Origin of the sequence: Cupriavidus phytorum, assembly GCF_003254285.1 — a bacterium.
In the GTDB taxonomy this organism is placed as follows: domain Bacteria; phylum Pseudomonadota; class Gammaproteobacteria; order Burkholderiales; family Burkholderiaceae; genus Cupriavidus; species Cupriavidus phytorum.
Window position 1 is genome coordinate 240,040 of sequence record NZ_QKZN01000006.1, and the last position, 24,010, is coordinate 264,049.

At 61.5% G+C, this 24,010-nt stretch carries 22 protein-coding genes; 5 read left to right on the plus strand and 17 right to left on the minus strand.

What is annotated here, in order from left to right; translation table 11 throughout:
* Position 1 precedes the first annotated feature (1 nt).
* The 4 genes from C7416_RS17560 (at position 2) to C7416_RS29410 (ending at position 1,897) form a co-directional block, all read left to right on the plus strand.
* The gene (locus C7416_RS17560) at positions 2-466 is read left to right on the plus strand and encodes a hypothetical protein (protein ID WP_181461258.1); all 465 of its coding nucleotides are present in this window, start codon (positions 2-4) and stop codon (positions 464-466) included.
* 57 nt (positions 467-523) lie between these two features.
* The gene (locus C7416_RS17565; protein WP_111520102.1) at positions 524-814 is read left to right on the plus strand and encodes an excalibur calcium-binding domain-containing protein; all 291 of its coding nucleotides are present in this window, start codon (positions 524-526) and stop codon (positions 812-814) included.
* 145 nt (positions 815-959) lie between these two features.
* Positions 960-1,508: a DUF2726 domain-containing protein gene (locus C7416_RS17570; RefSeq protein WP_111520103.1), complete on the plus strand. Its 549-nt coding sequence runs from the start codon at positions 960-962 to the stop codon at positions 1,506-1,508.
* Positions 1,509-1,540: 32 nt separating this feature from the next.
* A complete protein-coding gene (locus C7416_RS29410) occupies positions 1,541-1,897 on the plus strand; it encodes a DUF4124 domain-containing protein (RefSeq protein ID WP_373425138.1) in 357 nt (118 codons plus the stop codon).
* A 249-nt stretch (positions 1,898-2,146) separates the two neighbouring features.
* On the opposite strand, the gene C7416_RS17580 is transcribed toward C7416_RS29410, so the two are convergent.
* From C7416_RS17580 to C7416_RS17615, 8 genes are all read right to left on the minus strand, one after another.
* The gene (locus C7416_RS17580; protein WP_111520105.1) at positions 2,147-3,388 is read right to left on the minus strand and encodes an adenylate/guanylate cyclase domain-containing protein; all 1,242 of its coding nucleotides are present in this window, start codon (positions 3,386-3,388) and stop codon (positions 2,147-2,149) included.
* Positions 3,389-3,641: 253 nt separating this feature from the next.
* Entirely contained in the window at positions 3,642-4,583 is a 942-nt protein-coding gene (locus tag C7416_RS17585) for a SphA family protein (protein ID WP_240988252.1), read from the minus strand.
* A 43-nt stretch (positions 4,584-4,626) separates the two neighbouring features.
* Positions 4,627-5,406 (minus strand): cyclase family protein, encoded by a 780-nt coding sequence (locus tag C7416_RS17590; protein ID WP_111520107.1) that lies wholly within the window; start codon positions 5,404-5,406, stop codon positions 4,627-4,629.
* 24 nt (positions 5,407-5,430) lie between these two features.
* A complete protein-coding gene (locus C7416_RS17595) occupies positions 5,431-7,029 on the minus strand; it encodes a phytoene desaturase family protein (RefSeq protein WP_111520108.1) in 1,599 nt (532 codons plus the stop codon).
* A gap of 100 nt (positions 7,030-7,129) precedes the next feature.
* The gene (locus C7416_RS17600; RefSeq protein WP_111520109.1) at positions 7,130-7,654 is read right to left on the minus strand and encodes a flavin reductase family protein; all 525 of its coding nucleotides are present in this window, start codon (positions 7,652-7,654) and stop codon (positions 7,130-7,132) included.
* 71 nt (positions 7,655-7,725) lie between these two features.
* A complete protein-coding gene (locus tag C7416_RS17605) occupies positions 7,726-9,015 on the minus strand; it encodes a styrene monooxygenase/indole monooxygenase family protein (protein WP_111520110.1) in 1,290 nt (429 codons plus the stop codon).
* Between the two features lie 80 nt (positions 9,016-9,095).
* Complete coding sequence (locus tag C7416_RS17610) at positions 9,096-9,884, minus strand: SDR family oxidoreductase (RefSeq protein ID WP_111520111.1); 789 nt, start codon at positions 9,882-9,884, stop codon at positions 9,096-9,098.
* Positions 9,885-10,188: 304 nt separating this feature from the next.
* A complete protein-coding gene (locus tag C7416_RS17615) occupies positions 10,189-11,250 on the minus strand; it encodes an AraC family transcriptional regulator (RefSeq protein ID WP_111520112.1) in 1,062 nt (353 codons plus the stop codon).
* A 207-nt stretch (positions 11,251-11,457) separates the two neighbouring features.
* Here C7416_RS17615 and C7416_RS17620 point away from each other — a divergent pair, with 207 nt between their 5' ends.
* Entirely contained in the window at positions 11,458-11,916 is a 459-nt protein-coding gene (locus C7416_RS17620; RefSeq protein ID WP_111520240.1) for a MarR family winged helix-turn-helix transcriptional regulator, read from the plus strand.
* Positions 11,917-11,931: 15 nt separating this feature from the next.
* Here the strand turns inward: C7416_RS17620 and C7416_RS17625 are convergent, their stop codons facing one another.
* From C7416_RS17625 to C7416_RS17665, 9 genes are all read right to left on the minus strand, one after another.
* Positions 11,932-12,549, minus strand: a complete 618-nt coding sequence (locus C7416_RS17625; protein WP_111520113.1) for a flavin reductase family protein — start codon at positions 12,547-12,549, stop codon at positions 11,932-11,934.
* A gap of 54 nt (positions 12,550-12,603) precedes the next feature.
* Positions 12,604-13,374 (minus strand): maleate cis-trans isomerase family protein, encoded by a 771-nt coding sequence (locus C7416_RS17630; protein ID WP_290367838.1) that lies wholly within the window; start codon positions 13,372-13,374, stop codon positions 12,604-12,606.
* Positions 13,375-14,409, minus strand: coding sequence for a carbon-nitrogen hydrolase family protein (locus tag C7416_RS17635; RefSeq protein ID WP_111520114.1), 1,035 nt, complete (start codon positions 14,407-14,409; stop codon positions 13,375-13,377).
* Between the two features lie 81 nt (positions 14,410-14,490).
* Positions 14,491-15,402, minus strand: coding sequence for a fumarylacetoacetate hydrolase family protein (locus tag C7416_RS17640; RefSeq protein ID WP_111520115.1), 912 nt, complete (start codon positions 15,400-15,402; stop codon positions 14,491-14,493).
* Between the two features lie 105 nt (positions 15,403-15,507).
* On the minus strand, positions 15,508-16,635 hold the full coding sequence (locus C7416_RS17645) for a cupin domain-containing protein (RefSeq protein ID WP_111520116.1): 1,128 nt from the start codon (positions 16,633-16,635) through the stop codon (positions 15,508-15,510).
* Between the two features lie 57 nt (positions 16,636-16,692).
* Positions 16,693-19,020 (minus strand): bifunctional salicylyl-CoA 5-hydroxylase/oxidoreductase, encoded by a 2,328-nt coding sequence (locus tag C7416_RS17650; RefSeq protein WP_111520117.1) that lies wholly within the window; start codon positions 19,018-19,020, stop codon positions 16,693-16,695.
* Positions 19,021-19,107: 87 nt separating this feature from the next.
* Positions 19,108-19,623, minus strand: a complete 516-nt coding sequence (locus C7416_RS17655) for an acyl-CoA thioesterase (RefSeq protein WP_111520118.1) — start codon at positions 19,621-19,623, stop codon at positions 19,108-19,110.
* Between the two features lie 33 nt (positions 19,624-19,656).
* Positions 19,657-21,171 carry an indolepyruvate oxidoreductase subunit beta family protein gene (locus tag C7416_RS17660; RefSeq protein WP_258401116.1) on the minus strand — a complete coding sequence of 505 codons (1,515 nt, stop codon included), beginning with the start codon at positions 21,169-21,171 and terminating at the stop codon, positions 19,657-19,659.
* A gap of 22 nt (positions 21,172-21,193) precedes the next feature.
* The gene (locus tag C7416_RS17665) at positions 21,194-23,383 is read right to left on the minus strand and encodes a thiamine pyrophosphate-dependent enzyme (RefSeq protein WP_111520119.1); all 2,190 of its coding nucleotides are present in this window, start codon (positions 23,381-23,383) and stop codon (positions 21,194-21,196) included.
* Between the last annotated feature and the right edge of the window lie 627 nt (positions 23,384-24,010).

The window sequence follows — 24,010 nt, forward strand, 5'->3', positions numbered from 1 at the left end:
CATGGAAACGTGGGACGCCTTGCTCGCAGCAATCGAGACATGGCAACCAGTGGTGGCGCTGCGCGCATCGACGTGGGCCTATCCGTTGGTCAGCTGGCTGCATCTGCTCGGAATTGGCCTGCTCTTCGGAACCATCGCGGTCGTCGATCTGCGGCTGGCCGGGGGATTGCGGCGGCTCGAGGAGGCAACAGTGCGCGAGACGCTGGTGCCGCTATCGCTTGGCGGCTTCGTACTCGCTGTACTCACAGGCCTGCTGCTGTTTGCTCCAGCGGCGCGCGAATATCAGTCGAATCCATGGTTCGCCGCCAAGTTGGCGTTGATGGGGGCGGCGGCGCTCAATGCAATAGTCTTGCAGTTGGCGTCGTTCCGGCAGTCGAATGGACGCCATGCCCGGTTCGCCGGGCTGCTGTCGTTTGGACTGTGGGCTACGGTAATTCTGGCGGGGCGAATGCTGGCGTTCGGATAGAGTCCGCAACTGTGGCATCCTTGCGTTTCGAATAAGAAAAAGAAGGGTGGGGTCAACATGTACAAGAGCTTGCTCCTCGTCGGAGCTGCCGCGGCGGCTTTTCTCTACTACAAAACGCACGCGCCGCTCAAGAATCCAGTGGCCGACGCCGAGCCACAACCCGTCGCGGTTTCCGTTGTGACAACAACGCCGGAACCAGTCTTCCGCTGCGAGGGCAAGCAACACTGCAGTCAGATGGCTTCCTGCGCGGAAGCCCGCTTTTACCTGAAGAACTGTCCGTCGGTGAAGATGGATGGCGATGGCGACGGTATTCCATGTGAGACGCCGCCTCTGCAGTGCATGTTTTGACGCGCTGGCAAGCTCCGTCGAGCGGGGTAAAAGCCGGCTGGCGCATCCCAACCCAAGTGAGCCCTCCTATGGAGGGGTGCTTTCAGCTGGCCTGACCGCTTAGCATCGCGCAAAACAATAAGCGTAGGAGGGTCATGTGAAAGCGATGCTAGGGCTGGTGTTCCTTTTTGCAGTTGCCGTCGTGCTTATGGCGATGCTGAAGTCCGCAGCGTCCAACAGAAGTTCATCCGGGGATTTTCGTTTTGGACGCAGGTCTCCATTTTTGCGGCAGGATGAGATACACCTCTACGAACGACTGACCGCCGCGCTAAGAGACACGCACGTCTTTCCGCAGGTCGCCATGTCCGCGTTTGTTGAGCATAAAGGAAGGTCACACGCCGCCAGGAATCTCTTCGCTCAGAAGTATGTCGACTACCTCGTTTGCGAGCGCCAGACGATGCGACCCCTCTATGTCATCGAACTTGACGGCGCCTCGCACAGTAGCGCGAGAGCCCAGAAGCGCGACAAGCAAAAGAATGACGTTCTCGCATCGGCCGGCATTCCAATCATGCGCTACAAGTCCAAAGACGTGGATCTGAGCACTATCCTTAGTGACTACATCAGTGTTGTCCCGCCTCAGCCCGCCAAGGGCGTTGGCGCTTCAGTGGCAGAAGACGAACGAAAGCTGCCTGTCGGGCGTACACCTATGGCTTGAGGTCAGCCATGCGGAGATATCTGACGCTCGCGATGTTCGCCTTGGCCACAAATGCAGCAGGCCAGACCATATATCAATGTCGAAGCGCCGCTGGGCATGTCACGTTGCAGGACGCCCCTTGTCAGCACGACGCAAAGACTGAGGTGGTGAGGAAGTCCATCGGCCAGCGAAACGCAGAATACCGGGCTGAACCGTCTTCGATCTTCGACCCGGAGGGGCAAAAGCGACTAGCATCAAGCATCATGTGCCCGTCACTGCGCCAGTCCTACCGCGCAGCGGTCACGCATTCCGAGCGGGCAATGCTCACCAATAATTTCGCCCAGATCCAGCAAGCATCCGAGGCTGTACAGCGAGCCGGTGCGCAGATGTCCCGGTATCGATGCGAGTAAACAATCGCCAGAGAGACCGTAATCGCCTGCCGTAGCTGTCCTACGGATGGTTTGCTCTCTGCGGCGACAGTGACCGGAATCGACCCTACTCGGTCATTCGAGAAACTCCATCTAAACGGCCGTTTCGGTTGGATGAGCAGTCGTTGAGATGCGCGATCGCTCCCGCAGTGATCGAGAGCGCTTTCATGCCAGGCGTCCTCGCGCGTACTTGGAAACGTGGAGCTACTGAGGTACAAATACTAAGGACCCCTATCGCGATATCGGCTCGCGTCGGCCAGTCAGAAACCAAGTATGCACTGCACCGATACCCTTTGCTGCGATGATGCCGCGCTCTTCAAAAAGAAAGGATCGCTCCAACAGGTTGCGCGTTGCGTCGGTGACCTGCACCCGTCCAGCTAAGCTATGGGACTCCATCCGACTTGCCGTGTTGACTGCATCGCCCCATAAGTCGTAAATGAATTTGCGCTTACCGATGACGCCGGCCACGACCGAACCACTATTGATACCGATGCGCATCTGAAGGTTATAGCCAGTGCGTCGATTGAACAGGCTGAGCGCGTCTATCATGTCCAGCGCCATGTCCGCGGCTCTGACGGCATGGTCAATAATGGGTTCCGGTAGCCCCGCTGCTGCCATGTAAGCATCCCCGATAGTCTTGATCTTCTCAAGTCCGCGGCGGTCGGCAATGGTATCGAATTCGGTGAAGATCTCGTTGAGCACTGCGACCAGATGCTCAGCGCTCATGCCCGCCGAGAAACGCGTGAATGCCACGATATCCGCAAACAAGACCGTCACCTCCGGAAAACTGTCGGCGATGATTTCTGGAATGCTGTCGGCTACGATCTCCGGACGTGCTTTCAGTCGTTCAGCGATCGGGTATGGCAGAAGGTTCAAAAGGAGCCGCTCCGACAGCTTCTGTTCAACCATGAGCCTGTCATAAAGACTCTGAAGTTCGTCGCGCTGCCGGCAGATCAGGTCCCAGCTTGCTTGGAGTTCGTCGTTTTTTTGAGCTAGCGCTGCCTCGGCGCGCTTCTTTTCCGTGATGTTGCGCCCCTCCGGCAGCAGGAACACCACGTTGCCACCCGAATCCCTGATAGGCACGAGCGAGAAGTCAACAATGATGGTTTCCTCGCCGGCTTCCTGGCTGTAGACCTCGAAATCACTGCGAACGAATTCGCCTTGGGCCGCGCGCCTGATCAATTCTCGCAGATCGTTCTGAGTCTCCGGGGAGATCACCCACCATCGCGCTTCCCAGAACGGCTTTCCCCGTATGTCGTCCATCTGGATGCCGATCCCGTCAAGCGCTGCGCGATTGATTTCGAGCATTCTGCCGTCGATATCCAGCAGGCCGACGTACTGGAACATCGCGTCGAGCATGATGGTCGCGAGCTTGGATCGCTGTGTCTGGAAATCGTCGTGTGCGGACACCGTTACATCCCGCACCCGAAGCTCCGGGCCGGACGGAAACAGTTTACGGCTAATGAGGGCCATGCTTCACCTCTTTCACCCCTGCTCGGTTCACATGGAATGCACGCCAGGCGCGCTGGATTCATGGGGCTGTCGCTATTGGAGCATATATCGAACCGAGTGGCAGAACCTGACCGGCATGCCATGTTTCCGTTCAAACGGAAGGGCGCAGTTCATGCTTCGTCCTTTCCGTGATTCCGCGAATGGTGCGAGGCGCCCCGATGGGAAAGCAGACCGTTGCCTGGCACATTGGGCCCGCTGTTGAGGGCCCATTTCGTCAGAACGCTGTCACCACCTTGAACCAGAACTTGTCGCCGCCAAACCGGTTCCTGGCATAGGCTTCGTGCTGCCACTGGGCGACGAAGCTGGTTCCCTTGGCATTGGTATACGAGACGCTCGGGCCGACAGCGAACACCTCGCCGCGACGGCCACGGCTCCATACACCCGGCACCTCCGGCACTACGGTCCCGTTGAATTTGTCGTCAGTCACCTGCTTCAGGTAATACCCGCTCAAGCCGACTGTCCATGGGCCGATGTGCTTGCCCAGGGCATAATCGACGTGCAATTCCTGCCCGGACCGGTAGCTTCCCGCCATGCCGCCGAAGTTGGCGTCAGTGTTCTTTGCCTTGATGTTGTACATGAACTTGGCCGAGACTTCCCAGCCGCTCTGGCCCAGCCACGTGAATGCTGCCACGGGCTCGAAGGCCCAGTAGTTCGCGCCGATACTGACCCGCGGATCATTCCGGTCGTAGCGCCCCGTCGGCACATAGATGTCCAGCCCCGTCGTGACATGCCAGTTCGCACCATGCCAGCCAAGGACAATCGGATCGATCGTGATGTCGCCCAGGCCGGTAGCGTTGCGACGGCCGCCTATCTGGGGCAAATTCATGGATTGGTAGACCAGCGGGACGATGGCTTGCATGCCCCAGCTCGCGCCAAGTAGCGTGATGTCGGTGACTTTTACCACCCGCAATGCATCGAACCAGGCGTCAACCTTTGCCGGACTGCCGGCGATATTGGCATTGTCGCCGTTGCCGTCCTTGAGCTTACCGCCGTAGTAGCCGGTGTAATTGAGGAGATAGGTACCGGGAGGTGGCAAAGCACCCGCCATCCAGTTTTCAGCTCCATTTGGATATTGGTCTGCACCCTCCTTGGCGAGCGCCTGGCCGCCTAGCGCAAGCGAACCGGCTAGCATTGCCGCGATTACTCGTGTCTTCACTTCGTTCTCCTCCTTTTGTGGTTATTGATGGCTCAGTCGAGTATCAGCCGGGAATCAGCGCCAGGACGCGAAGCGGGCTCCCGGAACCGTCCTTGATCTTTAGCGGGGCAGCGACAATCAATGCCCCTTGCGGCGGCAGTTGGTCGAGATTGGTGAGGCATTGCAGCCCGTAGCGGTTGTTGCCATGCATCAGGTAATGACATGGGAACGGCAGCTCCCAGCCATAGGACTGGCCCGCATCGGTACCGATGGCTTCGACGCCGAATCCGTGGACGTCGCGCTCGTCAATCATCCACTGGACCACCCCCTGGTCAGGGCCAGGGGTATGCATGCCATCGTCACGCGCATTCAAATACGCTTCGGGACTGGTGCGCTTGGACCAGTCGGTGCGCATCAGCACCCAGGAGCGGGCAGGGATGCGGCCATGCCGGGCTTCCCAGGCCTTGACGGCGTCGACGGTGAGCAGGTAATCCGGGTCTTCCGCAGCCTCGCTCGAACAGTCGATGACGCAGGCGGTGGCAAAGAATTTTTCGGCGGGGATGGTGTCCGTCGTATTGTCGGGCAAGTCCTTGCCGGAGACCCAATGGACGGGAGCGTCGAAATGGGTGCCGGTATGTTCGCCGCAGGAGAAGTTGTTCCAGTACCAGTTCGGGCCGCGATCGTCATAGCGCGAGATGGTCTCTTGTCGGAACGGCCAAGTTTGGCCCAGCTCGGGCGGCAGTGAGATGGTCGGGAATTCGGAACTCAAGGTTTGCGTCAAATCCACCACGCGGATGCGACCGGACAGCAAATCGGCAGCAAAATTGGCAAGGCTGTTGTTCATGGTTGTCTCCTGTAGTTGCTTCACTTATCGGTTCGATCTAGCCCGCTTTTTTGCGAGCGCGTTGGCGACGTGGTAACCGGAGGTACCGCCAAGCCCGGGGCCGGGATGGGTGGAGGCGCCGATGTGGTGAAGGTGTTTAACCGGGGTAGCGTGATCCTTGACGCCCGGTACCGGGCGCCAGAACATGAACTGGTCGATGCTGCATTCGCCGGAATAGGGATCACCGCCGACGAGATTGACGTTCATCGATTCAAGGTCGGCAGGCGAGAGAACCGTCCGCCCGACGATGCTCGCCTTCAGGTTTGGCACTTGGCGCGCAATGCGGTCGATAATTCGGTCGGCGTAGCGCTCACGGATTTCGGCAGTCCACCGGCCATCCGACGGGGCCGCGATCTCTCCAAGCGCATCGCCTTTGATTTGACGCGGGCATTCCGGCACCTGGATCCAGAGCACCCAGCCTCCGGCCGGGCTTCTCGAAGGGTCGACAGCGCAAGGCTGGGCAACGCAAATGGTGCCTTCTGCCGGAAGCAGGCCGCGTTCCGCTTCGCTGACTGCCCTGGAGATACCGTCCAGGCCCGGGGTAAGGTGCAGGTAAATGACGTCGCGGAGATATTCCTGGGGCCATTGCGGAGGGGCGGACAGCGCCAGATGGATCTGCATGTTGCCCTTGCCGTAGCGGTACTCGGCGGCCTGCTGACGCAGGCCGGCCGGTACGTACTTGGCTGCCAACAGCTTCCCGTAGAGCTGTCCCGGTGTGACGTTGCAGATGATCTCCTTGCCCATGAATACACGGTTGTCGCGCGTCCTGACGCCGCGCGCCGAGCCGCCCGCGACCAGGATGTCCTCGACGTCGGCATTCACGTGAAATTCACCGCCCCGGCTCTCGACGATGCTGCGGAAGGCGTCGACAGTACGGCCATTGCCGCCCTGGACGATCGGCAGTCCAACTCCCTCCAGCGAGAACGCGACCACCTTGCCCATCAATGCGGACATTGCGCTTTCGGGGCCAAGGCCTGTATGCAAAACCCAGGGTGCAAGCAGCGCCTGGACCAGGTCGGATTTGACCCGGGTCTCAAGCCAACTGCGGCAACTCATCAGAGCTGGGGAAAAGAAGGCGACGGTATCGTGCACGCCTTGTTTCCACAGGCGGCCGGCTACGGTCCTTGCAACACTGGCACTCCACAGTTCGTTGCCAAGCAGCGAAAACACCAGGCTGGCGTTCTGCTCGACCTCTTGCATGGCCGCCTGAAAGGCATCGCCGTCGCCGCTTGCCAAGGCATTGAAGGCGTCGACATTGCGCTCACGGGAGGTGCTCAGAATCAGCGAACGGTTATCGGGCAGGAGCACGCCAGTGGGCGTGTTGTTATTGCGGTAGCTGAGTCCTGCCTGATGAAGATCGTCCTTCAGCTCGGCGTAGCCCGGCGAGGTGACAAACAGCGGGTGTGCCGTGGACAACGTGTCGTGCAGATAGCCGGGCGCGTTGAGCGTCTCTGTGCGAATGCATCCGCCAAGCGTGCTATTGCGTTCCAGCACACACACGCGCTTGCCGCGCCTGGCCAGGACGGCTGCGCAGACGAGCGAATTGATACCACTGCCGACAATGACGGCGTCATAGGTACTCATTGGATTATCCAGGGGACAAGTACAAGAGAGGCCGGCAATTGCATTCGGTTGCGGCGCTGGCCAGCTTCCTTCGGACGGATTGTCGTGTGCGGTACCGGAATCAGGTCGCGGCGACGTACTCGGTGCGGACCAGGTCGGACAGCTCGGTCATGGCGTTGGCGGTACGAGCGTAGTTTCCCTTGTAGAAGAGCAGGGATTCCCGATCCGACGTGTCAAAATGTCGGACCTCGCCAAGGAAGATGACGTGATCCCCGCCGTCATACTGATGCGTGTTGCGGCATTGGAAAACCGCTGCGCATCCTGGCAGGACGGGGGAGCCATCGATGCCATCCGTGCACGGGACGCCGGCAAATTTTCCTTCTGCGCCCCGTGCAAAGCGGTTGGACACATCCTCCTGATCGGCGGCCAGGATATGGATCACAAAGCTGCCAGTGTTCTGAAACGCTTCAAGGCTGTAGGACTTTTTTGCAAGGCTCCACAGCACCAGCCGCGGCTCCAGCGATACCGAGCTGAAGCTGTTGACCGTTACACCCCATGGCTCGCCATCGGCGGTGCGGGTTGTGACAATCGCTACGCCGGTGGCGAAGCGGCCCAGGGCATTCCGAAACTCGCGTGCGTCGGTCATGTCTGTCTCCTGTAGCCTGCTGCACCAATAGGGCAGCCAGGCGACATGTTTTCGGGTGTTCTTGTTCTGTCTCAGGCGGCGCGGGACTGCGATTCTTGCGCGATCCAGGCGTCGGTGGCTTCCTCGTCGAACCAGTAGCTGCCGTAGTCGCGAGGATCGTTGAAGCCGTTGGCAATGCGATGCGCAATACGCGGTGCGTGCTGCGCCGTGGCCAGAAGCCTGACGATGTGATCCGGCGGCGGGAACAGCAACGAGTTGGTCCAGCGGATCACCGGCTCGGCGTAGCCTTCGTAAAGGCCGTCGAAGGTCGCTTGCATCCATGCCTTGTCGAAGGGCTTGTCGCCGTGGCGCAGGATGGACTCGAAATAGTGCAGGGCGCCCTTGGTGGCGTTGTTGGAGCCTTGGCCAGTGATTGGGTCGTTGACCATGACCGCATCGCCCAGGCCCATCACCACGCGGCCCGATGGCAGCGTAAGCGTGGGGTTGCGTACGGTCGGCGTGACACGCCCGCTCAGAATTCCGTTGGCATCGGTGAGCTGCACGCTGGCACAACGCTCGCTCTCCCAAGGTAGGTAATCACGCAGGATGCCGAGGCAGACATCCAGATGCTGGTCAGCGGATTTCACATCAGCCCAGCGATCCATCGGGCCGCCCGGAATCGCCTCGAAGACCATGATGTCGCAGGCCTGCGTTTCGTTGCTGCCCTTGGTCGTCAGTGCCGGAAACACGAAGTACTCGCCGACGCCTGGGATCAGGTTGAAATTGACACACTCGAACGGGCCGCTGCGCTGCATGCCGGCCACGTAGGCGAGCGCAAGCTGGCGCTGCGGATGGCGCACCGGGGAGCGTTCCTCGTTACGGGTCAGCAGGTTGACAATCTCTCCCTTGCCACCAGCCAGCAGGACCAGGTCGTGGCTCTGCGCCAGAGCCTCAAGCTCGGGAATTTCCACGTTCTCGATGCGCAGGTTGCCGCCGCGGCTTTCGAATTCGGCCATCCACCCTGGCATCTTGACGCGCTGGTCGACTGATTGCGCGTAGGCATTCAGGCGCGCGCGCCAATGGATGGCCATTTCGCCCTTCCCGTCATCGGTGGGGATGGTCAGGCCAATGCCGTCGACGGTCGGGCACTGTGCCTCCCATTGATTCAGGCCGAAATCGCGCTCGATCTGAAGCGCCTGGTCGAAAATGCATTGGGACGACATCACCTTGCCGCTCCAGACTTCCTCTGCCGTGCGGTTAGTGACCAGCGTTACCTCATAGCCCCGTTGCAGCAGGGCGCAGCCCAGCAGCAGGCCAGCCTGGCCTGCGCCAACAATCGCGATCTTGCGCGGCGTGATTTTCGAAATGGGTTGGGTTGTCATGTGTCTCTCCAGTGGGGGATCGTGCTTTCGGGCCGGCGCAGGGCTTGGATCGGTGACCTGCGCCAAGGCCAATGCGTGCGTTAGGCGGTGAGCCGTTGGATGGCTGACTGCCGGCCTTCCGGGCCCAACGCGCCATAGCCTCCATCGCAGGCGTAGTCGGTGCCCGTGACGAAGCCGGCAGCATCGGACAGGAGAAAGAGGACCACCTGCGCAACTTCCTCAGGTTTGCCGAGCCGCCCCAGCGGGTGGAAGTCGGCAGCGACGCTGTCGGCCTTCGCCTTGTCGCCACCGCTCAGCGCACTGATCACCGACGACCAGGTCCAGCCCGGTGAAACCGAGTTGACGCGAATGTTTTCGGGCGCGAGATCGAGCGCCGCGCTGCGCGTGAATTGCTGGATTGCGGCTTTGGTGATCGGGTACAGCCAGCGCCCGGACTGCGCCACGCCGGCCGAGATCGAGGCAAAGTTCACCACGGCACCGGCGCCGCGCTTCTTCATCTCCGGTACGCAGGCCTTAAGCATCATCGCCGCGCCAACCACGTTGACGTTGTAGGAATCCAGCCACTGTTCGCGGGTGGACGCTCCACCATTGTCGACATAGGTGCAGGCGCAATTGACCAACAGGTCGATGCCCCCAAAGGCGTTCACCGTGTCGGCAATGCAGGTAGAGATAGCGGCGTCGCTGGTCACGTCCACGGCAACAAAGCGGCAATGTGCCGCATGTCGTTCCGCAACCTGGCTGCCCCCTTGCTCGTCGATGTCGACAACAACGACGTTGGCGCCAGCCGAGACGAGGGCGGCAACGACCGCTTCGCCAATCATGGTTGCGCCGCCGGTCACGATTGCCGTCTTGCCCTGAATTCCTTGCATGTCTGTCTCCACTTTTGTATTGGCTCGCATGTAGCCATGTGAAAGACAGTTTGGTGTACCAGTGATGATGCTTCTATCCGCAATCCGCTCTCCGATATCCGGATAACGAGCCGATGCTGAATGCGGATAGCACGTAGGGAATGGAGAGGTGCGCGGCAGCGTTGCCGGCTTCCTGAGCCTTGGTTCCGGCACGGACACAAGGGCCGGATTAGCGTTGTTGTATCAACAACGACAGTGAAGGCGCCCAGCTCGACCGGCGAGGCCTTCGAAGCGCGGGGAAGCTGGTGGCGCGAGCCAGCGACGACTAAGGCCGTGGATTTGCACCGACCCTGTGCAAGGTTGCCGAGGGTGGTACCCCAAAGCGCTTTTTGTAGTAGGCGGCAAACCGGCCCAGGTGGGTAAACCCGAAGCGATAGGCAATGTCCGCGACCGAGACCTGCTTCGCGCCCGCGGAGGCAATCAGCGCTTGTCGCACGCCGTCCAGTCTGACGTCCCGCAAGTAGCCAATCGGGGTCGTATTGAAATGGCGGCGAAAGCCTTCCTCCAGCGCTCGTACGCTAACGCATGCAACCTGGGCGAGGTCGGCAACGGTTAGCGGCTGGTCGACATTCGCTTGTACATAATCAATCACGCGCTGCAAGTGACGCGGCCTGGCGGGTTCGCTGCTGCGGACGAGGAACTCGGAATAGGTGTGCGGCTGAAGCAGCAGCAGCGTTCGCAACAGATAGTCCTCCATCGAAGCCACTGCCACGGGGAACTGAAGCCAGTGCGTGCCGTGCTGGTCGATATTCCGTGCCAGGTCGAGGACGGCCTGAGTCCACGGGCTGGAGGGTCCCGCGTGCTTTGGGAGGGTGGGGTCGAACGACAGCGGTCTTCCCGAGTCGCGTCCCGTTAGCAAGACGAAGCGGCGCTCGACCGCCTCCTTGCTTATCCACAGCAGCACCTGAGCACAATCCTCGTGCCAATGCATGCGAGTGGGTGTGTCAGGGCTTAAAAGACTGCCCGTGTGTACATCGGAAAGGATTTTCTGCTGACCGCACAGGATGCTGGCATGCCCCGCTACAGGAATCTGGGCAAGATAAAAATGCCCCAGTCGGCCGGGATCAATCTCGACATGCGCACCATACGCGAGGAAATTGATCGCGGTTTCCTGAAGCCGCACAAGGTTGTGTTGTACGTGAAGATGCTGCGATGCACCAACAACACGCAGATCGTGCGGACAAAATACGGCCGCGACCTTGCCCTGCGTTTCTTCCGGGTCGGCGGAGCGAAACCACGGGTAGGCGGATAGCATTGCGCTCGGTGAGCAGTCTTCTGTACTCAGCGGCGCATCGGTGTCGAAGCTGGACCGGGGGGCGATTGGCATTGTCTCGTTCCTGCGGGATTGCTCCATGGCACGGCTGCCCGCACAGCACGGTCGCGCGCAATCCCATTACTTTGTACTGAAAGTTCTTTTCTGTATCAAGAGGGGGAAGGCGCTGGATCGGGAGCCTCGTCGGCTAGGCAAAATGACCGCCGTGGTATGTTCTATCGTCGCGCGGCCACCAGGGCTGTCCAATCGCATCCGTTTCACATGAATAAGTCCATCGACACCTCTGACGACGAATTTGTCGACAACTACACCCCAGCGTTGCTGGCCCAGGCCAGCCAACTGATTTCGGGCGAATTCCACGCGGTTGTGGTGGCTAACGGATTCACCGTTTCTGATTGGCGCGTGTTGTCCACCTTGTCGGGAGGCAAGGCAATCACTATCGGCGAATTGGCGCAGCTGTCAGTGACCAAGCAGCCTACCGTGACCCGCTTGCTCGACCGAATGGAAGCGCAGGGCTACGTGAAGCGCATTCCGCATGACACCGACCGGCGCATCACGCTGGTCCGCATCACTCCACGTGGCCAAAAGCTCACTTCCGGTCTTATCAGCCAGGCGAGGGCCCATGAAGCGCAAGTGCTGGCCCCACTCGGCGAGAAAAAAGCCGACGAACTTCGAGCCACGCTAAAGCTGCTGATACGGCTGCACCGTGCCGCGGACTAAGTTCATCTCCGGGCGTCACGCCGGCCGGCGCATTTGAAAAAGCGCGTCCCTACTCACCTCGTAGTAATCCGCGGGACCGCCACCGCGCAAAATGGGACGCGCAGCAGCGGTGTCATACACGCCATCCTGAACGAAGGCACGGTCGATATGCACGCCCACCACTTCGCCCAGGACCATCCACGTGTCCAGCATGGCGCCGTCGGCCCTGCCCAGTTGCATGACCCGGGTCGCGCTGCATTCGAATGACACCGGGCTTTCCTGTACCCGAGGGGCTGACACCAGGCGCGATGGCGCCGGTGTCAAGCCTGCCAGGGTGAATTCGTCGACTTCCGGGGCCACGCCGGCGCTGGTCATGTTCATGCGCTCGGCCAACGGTCGTGTCACCAGGTTCCACACAAAGTCGCCAGTCGCCTCGATATTGCGCACCGTGTCCTTGTATCCAACGCTGGAGAAGGCCACTACCGGCGGGGAGTAGTTGAAGACGTTGAAAAAGGCATAGGGCGCCAGGTTTGGCACCCCTGCCGGATCCAAGGTGGCAATCCAGCCAATCGGGCGCGGGCCGACGATGGCGGCCAGCGGATCGTGGCGCAACCCGTGGCCGAGCGTGGGCTCGTAGAAATGGATGTCGTCCATACGCTCTCAAGATGCACCGCCCCGTGGCATGCCCGGTGGCGGCGGGTGGGGCGCTTAATATCTACCGCTCAGCAACTCGCCGCAGCCGGCAACTTCCGTGCGGAGGTCCAGCTTGCGGAGCATCTGCCAGGTAGTCGCGACGGCTGCCGAGAGGGTCGGAATGCCGGATTCGTCCTGCACTTTCTGGATCGACGGCAGGGACTGCATCTGCACGCATGCCGACAGCACGATGGCATCCACGCCGGTGGTGTCGACACGCTTGTAGATCTCCAGCAGCTCGGCAGGGTCCTGGGCGGCGACCTGCAGGTTGTCGGGGATTTCCAGCGCGGTGTAGTCCTTGACCTCGATGCCTTCGCTCTCGATGTACTCGACCACCATCTTCGTGAGCGGCCTCATGTACGGGCATACCACCGAGACGCGCTTCGCGCCCATGGCGTGCAGGCCGTCCACCAGCGCGCCGGCGCTGGTAACCACTGGAGCCGGGTTGCCGTTGTCGACGGTGCGCTGTGTGAGGCGGGCTTCGGACACACGGTGGTAGCCCTTGCCCATGCTCATGATGGCCACCAGGCAGGCATAGCCCAGCACGTCCACGCGCGCGTCGGACAGTTCGAGGGCGCAGCGGTCGCTGTCGCGGTCCATGGCCTCAAGCTCTTCCTTGACCACTTTTTTCATGCGCATGCGGCTGGAGTGGAAGGTGAAGCGCTCGGCAAAATCCTTCTCGCGCTCGCGCAGCATGGCAGGAATTTCCGTCTCCATGGTGGTGTTGGACGACGGCACGATTTGCCCGATACGCAGCGGCTTCTGGGGCGTCAGCAGGAAAGACATTTACTTGCTCTCGGAAAGGTCGAATGCATTGAGATCGGCTTGGTCGGCCTCCAGGTCAAGAGCCTGGGCTGCGCCGTCCATGAATTGCGCGGGCTGCAGCGGCCGGCGGTCGACACGCAGGTCAAAGATGTCGAAGCGGTTGTAGTGGCCGGTGATGTCATGCATCTGGCGCGGCTGGATGCACCGTGAAAGATCGATGTCGGCATAGACAATGCCTTCCACGTCGATCAGCGGCTCGCCGATCACGCGGCCGTCCGGGCCCAGGAAGCCGGAGAAGGAACTGTTTCGGCGGGACAGCAGTTCGCGCGCCTTGGGGTTCAGCGGGCTCATCGCCTCGATGATCTCCGCCGACACCGTTGAACATGACACAGCGGTAAACACCTTGCCCTCGAAGCAGTGGGCGGCCGCGCGCACCTTGATAGCCTCGGCCATGTCATAGTCGGCCGGCGCCACCGGCAGCGCGATATAGCTCGCGACGTGCATCAACTCGCCTTGCGACAGCAGCGAGAAGCGCGCCAGCGTGTTGGTGTTCTCGCCGCACGCCAGCGAGCCGAGCGGCCCGACGCTGGTCTGGTGCACGCGCAGCGCCGAGGCGTCGCCATTGGCCCAGGTCAGCTTCTCAGCCCACGTGGGTACCAGTTTCCGGTGCCGGCCCAGGATGCGGCCCTCATCGCTGATCGTGACTAGGGTGTTGTAGAGCGTGCCGACGCCCGTGCGGCTGCGCTCGTTGACGCCAACCACTACGTTGATGTGGTTGGCCTGCGCGGCCTGGGCGATCTTGCGGATCTCCGGGCCCGGAATCTCGATGGAAGCCTTGACCAGCTTCTCGAACCAGGGGCTGGCGTCGACGGGGTTGGTCAGCCAGCTCCAGTACGGGTAGCCAGCCACGAACACTTCCGGGAATGCGACCAGCTTTGCGCCGTTGTCGGCCGCCTGCTTGACCAGGCGGCAAACCTTGTCGACCGTCGCGTCGGCATCCACGAACACCGGAGCCGCCTGGACAGCAGCGGCCTTGAATGTTGGCAGGTTGAGCATTGCAGTTGTCTCCTTACACTTCCGAATGGCCAGTCCCGAACGCCGGTGCGTGGGGACTGCCGCTTCTCCGGATACTGGGAATCAGACCGCCACGACGGGGTGGCGCAGCTCGCCGATGCCTTCCACCGTGGCCACCACGGTGTCGCCCGGCCACAGCCATTCCTGGGGGGTGCGGCCCGCACCGACGCCATCCGGCGTCCCCGTCGCGATGATGTCGCCGGGCTCCAAAGCCATGCCCTTGCTGATATCCGCGATCAGCGCAGGCACCTTGAACAGCATGTGGCGGGTGTTGGAGCTTTGCTTGGTCACGCCATTGACGGTCAGCGACAGGTCCAGCGTGTGCGGATCGGGAATCTCATCAGCGGTGACGATGACCGGGCCGAACGGCGCATAAGTGTCCTGGCCCTTGGAGTAGATCCATTGGCCAGCGCGACGGCAGTCGCGCGCCGAGATATCGATCATCACGCTGTAGCCGAACACGTAGTTCAGCGCGTCGGCCTCCTTTACGCGCTTGCCACGGGTGCCAATGACGACGGCAAGTTCGACTTCCCAGTCCATTTGCTCGGTGATTTCCTTGTTGTGCTCAATGGCATCGCCCGGGCCAATCACGGTGGTCGGCGGCTTGGAGAAAATCACCGGCTCCTTGGGCAGTTCCTTGGAGGTGTCCAGGCTGCGGCTGGATTCGGCCACGTGCTCGACGTAGTTCAGGCCAATGCCCCAGATGTTCTTGCGCGGGCGCGGGATGGGGGCCAGCAGCTTGACGTTCGAGGCCGGGAAGGCCACGCCGAACGGCAGCCTGCCGCGATATTCGTTCAGTAGCGCACTGGTCGAGCGGACCGCCTCGGGTCCCAGGTCAATGAACTCGAGCATGGTGGACGGAATGTCGACGCCGACGGCAGCGCCGAAGCGGGCAAGGTCAACGATGCTGCCATCGATAATGGCGCCCAGGCGGGCGGCGGCGGCTACTTCAGAGCGATAGGTAACGAGACGCATGGTTTTACTACTCCGGTGAATGCCGCGTTGTCGGCGGCTGCGCAAATCGAAAAAATCAGGTCGTGAAAGTCGTGCACATGGCAATGCACAACGACGGTTCCGTTGTCAGGTGGCTAGCACCTGGTGGCCGCCGTTCTCCGCCAACGCCTCTTCGCGGTACAGCCCCAACGAATGCATGACGGGTAGGTCGTTGAAGCAGAACAGCACCGCGTCATCGCCAGACGACGCGTTAGCGTGCTCATGGAAAGCCCAGGAGGGCACGCAAAAGATGTCGCGCTCGGTCCAGTCAAAGCGCTGGCCATTGACGATGGAATAGCCACTGCCCTTGGCGACCTGGTAAATGAAGCTGCCGGTGTGGCGGTGCGCCTGGGTGGCCTCGCCCGGCCGCAATAGCTGCATGCTGGCGCCGATCGTGGGCATCACGGGGCCCCCAGTGACCGGGTTGACGTAGTGCATCAGCACCCCGTCGAACGGGCTGCCGTCCGTGACTTTGCCGTGACGGAGCAGCGCCTCGTAAGTCGGCGCCCATTCATACTTGAACAACGGCGAATAAGGCTTGGTCCAGGTGCCACCGTGCGGGCGAAGGCCCTTTCCGCCCCAAATGGCCGGCACGTCGTCGACCGGATGTGTCACCGCTTGCTGCAGCCCCGGATGGACGGCGTAGAAGCCGGCTTCCATTGCGTTGACGAGTGGAATATCCAGGCCGTCTTGCCAGATGCAGGTCGTACCGTCAGCCGACACGCCGTGCTCGTGCCAGGTGCCGTTTGGCGTCAGCACGAAGTCATTGGCGTTCAGCGTCATCTTGTGGCCATCGACGATCGTGTACGCACCGCTGCCTTCCATGATGAAGCGCAGCGCCGAGGACGAATGCGCGTGCGCTGACGCGGCCTCGCCCGGATGCATTACCTGCAGGCCGGAGTAGAGCCAGCCCACGGCCGCCGACACGTCCTGGCGCCCAGGGTTGTTCAGGTAGATCACCCGGCGGCCCGCTTTCTCAGGCGTAACGAGGTCCACTGAACGCAGTACGTGGTCGCGCAGGTCGCGGTAGCGCCACAGCACGGGCACCGATTCCGACTTCGGCTGCCACGGCTCGATCTTGTTGGCAACGGTCCAGAGGGCACCCGTCTTGAGCGTGGCCAGTTCCTTGTAGTAGGCCAGCAGCTCGGGCGTGTCCGCCACGTCTGCACGGCCCGCTACGTTCTCGCGGTAGGTGTCATATGAGGTATTCGACATCGTCTTCCTCTCTTGGTGTGTTCTTCCTCGCAGGTCTCGCCTGAGTGGTGGCAACATTCAGGCGCCGGCTGTCGCGCGCTGGAGGTTTCGCTCGAGCTGGTCCTTTGCAAGCAGGTATTGCTTTGGCCATTCGACACGGTGGTAGCCGAGCTTGGCGGTCTCGTGCAGCAGCCAGGCGGGGTCGGCGAGGTGCGGGCGCGAGATTGCGCAAAGGTCAGCGCGCCCCGAGGCGATGATGCCGTTGACCTGGTCGGCTTCGGTGATCGCGCCCACGGCGATGGTCGGGACACCGGCCTCGTTGCGGACCCGGTCGGCAAACGGGGTCTGGAACATGCGCCCGTATACCGGCTTCTGTTCCGGGGTCACTTCGCCGGAAGAGCAGTCGATCACGTCGGCACCGGCTTGCTTGAACAGGCGGGCCATCTCGACCGCATCATCTGCGCTGATGCCGCCGCTCACCCAATCCGTAGCCGAGATACGCACAGAAATCGGCTTATCCTGTGGCCACGCTTCTCGTACCGCCGCCAGCACTTCGATCGGGAACGCCATGCGCTGCGCCAGCGTGCCGCCATATTGGTCGGTTCGGTGGTTGGTCACCGGCGAGATGAAGCTCGACAGCAGGTAGCCGTGGCCCGCCTGTAGCTCCAGCCAGTCAAAGCCGGCGGCAGCCGCACGTCGGGCGGCAGCGACAAAGTCGTCGCGCACGCGGTCCATGTCCTCGCGCGTCATGGCGCGAGGTGTCTGCGAAATGCCGGGCTGGTAAGGCAGCGCGGAGGCTGAAAGCAAAGGCCAGTTGTTCTCGGGCAGCGGGTGATCGGCCTGCTCCCAGCCGAGCTGGGTTGAGCCGCGCCGGCCGGCATGGCCGATCTGCACACCGATGCGCGCACTGGTGTGTTCATGGACGAACCCGACGATGCCGGCGAAAGCCGCAGCCTGCTCGTCATTCCACAGTCCCGGGCAACCCGGCGTGATGCGTCCGTCCGGCGACACGGCGGTCATTTCCACCATCACGAGGCCGGCACCGCCCAGCGCACGGCTTCCCAGGTGAACCATGTGGAAGCTACCCGGCATCCCGTCCTGGCAGGAATACATCGCGGTCGGGGATACCACCACGCGGTTCTTCAGCGCGACCCCGCGTACGGTGTAGGGCGTCAGCAGAGGCGGCACCGCCGTGGCTTCGGTGCCGGCGCGCCTTGCCAGCCAGGCTTCATAACCTTCCAGCCAGGCCTTGTCGCGCAGGCGCAGGTTCTCATGCGAGATGCGCTGGGAGCGGGTCAGCAGCGAGTACGCGAATTGCTCGGGTTCCAGGTCTTCATAGCGCTTGACGTTCTCGAACCATTCGGTCGAGTTACGCGCCGCATTCTGGATTTTCAGGACTTCGACCGAACGCACCGCTTCGTACTGCTCTAGCGCCGCTTCCAATGAGCCATCGACGCGCTTGATGGTACGTGCCAGCTCGATCGCATCCTCGAGCGCCAGCTTGGTGCCGGAACCAATCGAGAAGTGCGCGGTGTGCGCGGCGTCGCCCATGAGCACCACAGGCACTTTCTTTTCAGTGCCGTTGTCGGAAGTCAACGTGTTCCAATGCACCCACTTTTCGCAGATCACGCGCGGGAACTGAATCCAGATTGCCGAGCCGCGCAGGTGAGAGGCGTTGCTGATGAGCGGATTGCCATCCAGGTACGGGGCGAACAGGCGCTCACAGTAGGCGATGCCTTCCTCCTGGCTCATCTGATCGATTCCCGCGGCCTTCCACGTTTCCTCGGGCGTCTCGACGATGAATGTCGAAGTCCCGTCTTCGAAACGGTAGGCGTGGGCCTGGAACCAGCCATGCTCGGTTGGAACGAAAATAAAATTGAACGCGTCAAATACCTTTCTCGTACCCAGCCAGACGAAGCGGCATTTGCGGGTGTCGATATCCGGGCGGAACGTGTCGGCGTAGCGTTTGCGCACCACGCTGTTCAGGCCGTCGGAGGCAAGGACCAGGTCGGCGTTGTACTTGCGCGCGATGGCCTGGTCGTCGTCGACATTGGTTTCAAAAACCAGTTCGACGCCGACTTCCTCGCAACGCGCCTGCAGGATGTTCAACAGGCGTTTGCGGCCGATCCCGATGAAGCCGTGGCCGCCGCTGCGCACCGCCCGGCCCTTGAAGTGGACTTCAACGTCGTCCCAGCGATTGAACGCGTCGCCGATGGTGTCGGCCGAAACAGGATCGGCTTCACGCAAGTTGCCCAGCGTTGCGTCGGAGAACACAACGCCCCATCCGAAGGTGTCATAAGGGCGATTGCGCTCCACCACCACGACGTCATTGGCGGGATCCTGCAGTTTCATTAACAGGCCGAAATAGAGGCCGGCGGGACCACCGCCGATACATACGATCTTCATGGCTGTTTCCAAAAGTTACTACCGGAGCCATCGGCGCCCCTGCGCGGGTCGCGTTGGCATTTGCCCAAGGTCTGACCGCGTGTGGATTCAGACCGTTTCGCGAAAAGGCCGGCCGTCGAGAGCAGAATGCGTCCCGATACGGTGACCCAACTCAGTCAACGCCCCGTCATCTGTGCGGGCCAGGGCCGCCCCATGTTCGATCGCCGCGCGCAGGTCCTCCGGCACCGGGATCGCCAGGTGCGTGTCGAGAGAGGTCATCACGATGGTCTGTGTGGCCGCCAGCCGCACACCGCCGTCCGCCCCCGAGCATCGCCAGGCCAGCGTGATTGACTTTCCGCCAACACGCACCACTTCCAGCTCCAGCCAGACCTTTTCGCCAAAGCGGCTGATCGCTTTGAAGTCCACCTCGAGGTGGACCGTTGGCATGCCGAGCCGGCGCGCGCCAATCACGCCGTGGTAGCCGTCCGGCATCAGTGTGTCGATCCAGCTTTCGATCAGGTCGTTGAACATCACGAAGTACTGGGGGTAGAACACAATCCCAGCGGGATCGCATTCGGAGAAATGGATCTTGTGCTGGCGCCTGAAGGTGTGCGGAGTGGTCATGGTGTTCAATTCCTTCGAAGGTTCGGAGTCCAGTCACGCCAGCGCGTGGCGAACCAGGGCTTCCTTCAGCTTCTTGCCTTGCTCGTCCGCGAGGGCTGCCTCCCGCAATTCCCGCAGCGTGGCGGGGGCCAGGCGCGCACCTGCCCGCACCACTGCCCCCATTAGGGTCTGGTAATTGGTCAGGCCGCGCACGTGCGTGTCGCTGTAGCCTTTCACCAGCCTCTGGCACTGCACCACTTCCAAGGCAAGCGCGGGATTCAGGCGGGCGGCCGCAAGAACCTGCGCCAGCCAGTTTTCGATGCGCTCGGTCTCGAGCGCGTAGCGCAGTGTGCAACGCCGAATCGCGCGCAGACGTGCCACCGACCACAACATCAAGTAGCCGCGCAGCGAACTGGTCGTGACGACGCGTCCTGCGGTAGTAAAGCGGCGCACCAGGCGGTGCACAAAGTGCGGCTTCATTAGCCAGCGTCCGAGTCCGGCTGGCAGTGTTTCGCAGATTTCTTCCACGCGCGGGTGCATGAACTCGTTGATCGCCAGCAGTTGCTTGTCGTTTGCGCGCACCTCGCCTCGGACGCGCTCGAAGCGGGAGCTGCGCGTCTTGAGGTCTGCCACGCGGATGGTGTCCTCGTAAGACATCCACAGCGCGAGGTGACGTGCGGTTTCACGCAGCAGCGGGATATTGCTGACGCCTGCTGCCTGGCGCACGAACTGCAGCCGGTTCAGGTAGAGGCCGGCATAGCCGACGTCCTGGTAGTCGATCATGCGGCGTACGCCTTCGACCACCACATGCTGAATCTCTGCCGGTTGCTCATCGCGCACGCGCTGCAGCACTTGGGCCACCTTTCTGTCTCGCGGATTGGGTACGGCAGGAGCCGAGGGCTCGGAAGCGGGGGGCGCATCGCTGGCTTCGGCCATAGCGAAGGCTGCGCCGAATGCCCGCAGGCTGGGCTTCACGCCAACGCCACCACGCTCGATGGTGGCTTCGAACTGCGCGCGGCTGAAGGGCAGCACGCCAGTGCCCGCCAGCGCGCCGAACAGGACAGCGCTAATGACGCTGCCGTTAGCCTCGGCGGCCTGCGCCATGTCAAAGCGGATAAAGCGTTTGGCCGCCTTGCTGGCGTGGGCGATCAGTTCATTGCTGTCGACCCGGCCATCGCCCATTGCCGCTTTTTCAGCGATGGAGTAGACGCGATGGGTCGATGACAGAAGGGTGGTGCGATCCGGCGTCACCAGCCCGCGTTGTACTGCGCGACCGGCTTCCATCAGCTCGGAAGCGAGTACCACATCGACGTCGCCGGGCGTCGGCATCAACGCCAGCACCGGCATGCGGCCGGCACGCTCGGCGATCTCGCGCGGAAACAGTTCGACATAATAGATGGTGGCCCCGGTACGCTGGGCCACGCCGGGTACCGAAGTGGTCTGCGCGATGTAGCCGTTGTGCTCGCCGAGATCCACGATCCAGTCGGCCAGCACACCGCCGCCTTCGCCGCCCATGGCAAGAATGGCAACCTTGATCGTCTTGGCGCTGAGATTGATGGGTGCGTTCACGATAAACCTCTTGATCGTAGAGTCAGAATGCAAAGCGTGCGCGGCGCGCGGCTTCGCGTTTTTGCAGGAAGCCAATCACCGTGTCGCGCAGGCGCTGACGCAGCTTGTCCAGGCGGGTCGGATTGGTAACGATCTGGGCGCGATAGAACGACGGGCAAAGCACGGCGGCATGGGAAACCTCGCCGCATAGACCGCAACCCACACAGCTATCCAGGACAGACGCCACTGGGTCAGTGCGCAAAGGATCCGGATTTGGTTTGATCGTGAGCGAAGGGCATCCCGAAAGGCGAATGCACGAGTGGTCGCCGGTGCAGGTGTCCGAATCTACGCCGAAGCGCTCGCGCACCACGCGTTTGCCATCGGCAATCGCTTTGCGTGTCCTGGGCTTTTCGCGGCGCTGCTTGTTCAGCATGCACTCGCTTTGGGCAATAAGCACCTTCGGGCCTTTGGCTCCGGTGGTCAGCGCTTCTTTGAGCGTCGCCTTCATCGCCTTCAGGTCATACGTGCGCCGGATGGTCTTTACCCACTTGACGCCCACGCCGCGTACCGCATCCTCGATGGCATGGCCAGTGCTGCGCGTGTCGTTGTGCGCCGTGGATGAGAGGATGTCCTGGCCCCCCGTGGCCGACGTGTAGCTGTTGTCAACGACAATGGTCAGGTTGTCGCTCTTGTTGAATACCGCATTCGCGATTCCGCTGGTCAGGCCGTTGTGCCAGAAGCCGCCATCACCCATTACGGAAATTGCGCGTTTTCCAGTCGGCGCATTTAGCGCCGCGGCACTCGCGCCACCGAGGCCATATCCCATCGTCGTGTTACCGAGGTTGAACGGTGGCAGGATGGAGAACAGGTGACAGCCGATGTCGGCGCTCACGTGGTGTTCACCAATCTCGCGTTCGACCAGTTTCATTGCGGTAAAGATTGGACGCTCCGGGCACCCGGTGCAGAAGCCGGGCGGACGTGCATGCACACTTTCGTCAACTAGTTTCTGCGGCTCCAGCACTTCAGCGGCGACGGCATCGACGGTAGCGGCTTGCACCAGCGGGATCACCTTCCGCTCGGGCTTTGGCTCGGGCTGCGGTGCGATCTTGCCGTATTGCTCCAGGAACGCCCGCACTCCCTTGAGAAGCGTGGCGGTGTTGTATTCGCCGGCCAGCGGCAACAGGTCTTTGCCGTGCAAGGTGACGCTGGCACCCGCGATGCGGAGGATGTTGGCGGCGTTCTGTTCGATGAAGTTGGGTTGTCCTTCCTCCAGGACCAGCACGGCGCGCTTGCCCGCGCAAAAGCGCTCCCACTCCGAATCAATCAGCGGGTAAGCCACGTTCATCACGTACAGCGGAATCCTGGACTCGCCAAATACATCCGCCAAGCCCAGTTGCTCCAGTGCACGAATCAGCGTGTTGTAGCTGCCACCCTGCACGGCGATACCGATGTCGCCCATCTCGCCGTCGAAGAACTCGTTGAGTTTGCGCTCCTCGATGAATTTCACGGCAGCCGGCCAGCGCTGCTTTACCTTCTCATGCTCGTGCACGAAACTGGCCGGCGGGAGCACGATTCGGCTGAGGTCGCGTGCAGGGTTGTCAAGCGCATCCTGAATCGAAAATTTGCTGCGGCGGTTGTCGGAAGCCAAAAACTGACCGTGTACGTGGCAGGAACGCACCCTCAGTTGGAGCATCACCGGGGTATTGGAGGCTTCGGACAAATCGAAGCCATCCTTTACCGCCTGAACGATGCATGGCAGGTTCGGGCGCGGATCCAGCAGCCACATCTGGGACTTCATTGCAAAGGCATGGCTGCGTTCCTGCATGATCGAGGAACCCTCGCCATAGTCTTCACCGACGATGATCAGCGCACCCCCGGTCACGCCTCCCGAAGCCAGGTTGGCGAGCGCGTCCGACGCTACGTTGGTACCAACCGTCGCCTTGAAAGTCACTGCCCCGCGCAGCGGGTAGTTAACCGAGGCGGCCAGCGACGCTGCCGCCGTCGCTTCACTCGCACTGTTCTCGAAACGAATGCCGTTCTCGGCCAGGATGTCCTGCGCATCGGCCAGAACGTCCATCAGATGCGAGATGGGCGAACCCTGGTATCCCGCGACATACGCGACGCCAGACTCGAGCAGCGCCTTGGTGACGGCGAGGATGCCCTCGCCACTAAATACCTCGCCTGAACCCAGGCGCAACTTCTTGACTTCTTCAACGAATGAACGCTCAGCCATGGCTTTCCTTCCTGTTGCTTTGGTGCGGACGGACTGCGAAGCGCAGCGCTAGTCCTCTATGCAATGAATATAGTTGAAGATTAAACAATTCCACAATCATATATTGGGCCGGAGTGATGGATCGGCGGGGAGGAAAAACCCGTAGCTCCAAATCTCGAGTGGCTATTACCTCGCGGCATGCCTGGGAGTCGTGGTAGACGCCGCGCCCAGGTAGTGTGCTGGGGGGCTCAGGTCACCGGCGCCCCATGCTCTGCATAGGTCGATGTGGATTTCGAGAGCGCATGAGTTCTTAGTGCTGCATAGAGCCACACCTTGCGGGACCGCACGATAGATGCCCTAACGCTACGAAGCCCCGCAGAATACCCATGACTTCAAGCAGATATGGGATGGAGCCGTTGCCGGTAGATTGAACGGCTGGCCCTATTCACAGGCGTGGTTTCGCCTGCCGGGACGAGAGCCGAAACGACCGCTTCCCCAATCATGGTTGCGCCACCGGTCACGATCGCCGTCTTGCTCTGAACTCCTTGCATGTCTGTCTCCACTTTTGTATTGGCTCGCATGTAGCCATGTGAAGAACAGTTTGGTGTACCGGTGATGATGCTTCTATCCGCAATCCGCTTTTCGGTA

What these genes read in the sequence shown, in the direction of transcription:
- C7416_RS17560 (WP_181461258.1), top strand. Translation starts at nt 2, where the DNA reads ATGGAAACGTGGGACGCCTTGCTCGCAGCAATCGAGACATGGCAACCA.
- C7416_RS17565 (WP_111520102.1), top strand. Translation starts at nt 524, where the DNA reads ATGTACAAGAGCTTGCTCCTCGTCGGAGCTGCCGCGGCGGCTTTTCTC.
- C7416_RS17570 (WP_111520103.1), top strand. Translation starts at nt 960, where the DNA reads ATGCTAGGGCTGGTGTTCCTTTTTGCAGTTGCCGTCGTGCTTATGGCG.
- C7416_RS29410 (WP_373425138.1), top strand. Translation starts at nt 1,541, where the DNA reads ATGTTCGCCTTGGCCACAAATGCAGCAGGCCAGACCATATATCAATGT.
- C7416_RS17580 (WP_111520105.1), bottom strand. Translation starts at nt 3,388, where the DNA reads ATGGCCCTCATTAGCCGTAAACTGTTTCCGTCCGGCCCGGAGCTTCGG.
- C7416_RS17590 (WP_111520107.1), bottom strand. Translation starts at nt 5,406, where the DNA reads ATGAACAACAGCCTTGCCAATTTTGCTGCCGATTTGCTGTCCGGTCGC.
- C7416_RS17595 (WP_111520108.1), bottom strand. Translation starts at nt 7,029, where the DNA reads ATGAGTACCTATGACGCCGTCATTGTCGGCAGTGGTATCAATTCGCTC.
- C7416_RS17600 (WP_111520109.1), bottom strand. Translation starts at nt 7,654, where the DNA reads ATGACCGACGCACGCGAGTTTCGGAATGCCCTGGGCCGCTTCGCCACC.
- C7416_RS17605 (WP_111520110.1), bottom strand. Translation starts at nt 9,015, where the DNA reads ATGACAACCCAACCCATTTCGAAAATCACGCCGCGCAAGATCGCGATT.
- C7416_RS17610 (WP_111520111.1), bottom strand. Translation starts at nt 9,884, where the DNA reads ATGCAAGGAATTCAGGGCAAGACGGCAATCGTGACCGGCGGCGCAACC.
- C7416_RS17615 (WP_111520112.1), bottom strand. Translation starts at nt 11,250, where the DNA reads ATGCCAATCGCCCCCCGGTCCAGCTTCGACACCGATGCGCCGCTGAGT.
- C7416_RS17620 (WP_111520240.1), top strand. Translation starts at nt 11,458, where the DNA reads ATGAATAAGTCCATCGACACCTCTGACGACGAATTTGTCGACAACTAC.
- C7416_RS17625 (WP_111520113.1), bottom strand. Translation starts at nt 12,549, where the DNA reads ATGGACGACATCCATTTCTACGAGCCCACGCTCGGCCACGGGTTGCGC.
- C7416_RS17630 (WP_290367838.1), bottom strand. Translation starts at nt 13,374, where the DNA reads ATGTCTTTCCTGCTGACGCCCCAGAAGCCGCTGCGTATCGGGCAAATC.
- C7416_RS17635 (WP_111520114.1), bottom strand. Translation starts at nt 14,409, where the DNA reads ATGCTCAACCTGCCAACATTCAAGGCCGCTGCTGTCCAGGCGGCTCCG.
- C7416_RS17640 (WP_111520115.1), bottom strand. Translation starts at nt 15,402, where the DNA reads ATGCGTCTCGTTACCTATCGCTCTGAAGTAGCCGCCGCCGCCCGCCTG.
- C7416_RS17645 (WP_111520116.1), bottom strand. Translation starts at nt 16,635, where the DNA reads ATGTCGAATACCTCATATGACACCTACCGCGAGAACGTAGCGGGCCGT.
- C7416_RS17650 (WP_111520117.1), bottom strand. Translation starts at nt 19,020, where the DNA reads ATGAAGATCGTATGTATCGGCGGTGGTCCCGCCGGCCTCTATTTCGGC.
- C7416_RS17655 (WP_111520118.1), bottom strand. Translation starts at nt 19,623, where the DNA reads ATGACCACTCCGCACACCTTCAGGCGCCAGCACAAGATCCATTTCTCC.
- C7416_RS17665 (WP_111520119.1), bottom strand. Translation starts at nt 23,383, where the DNA reads ATGGCTGAGCGTTCATTCGTTGAAGAAGTCAAGAAGTTGCGCCTGGGT.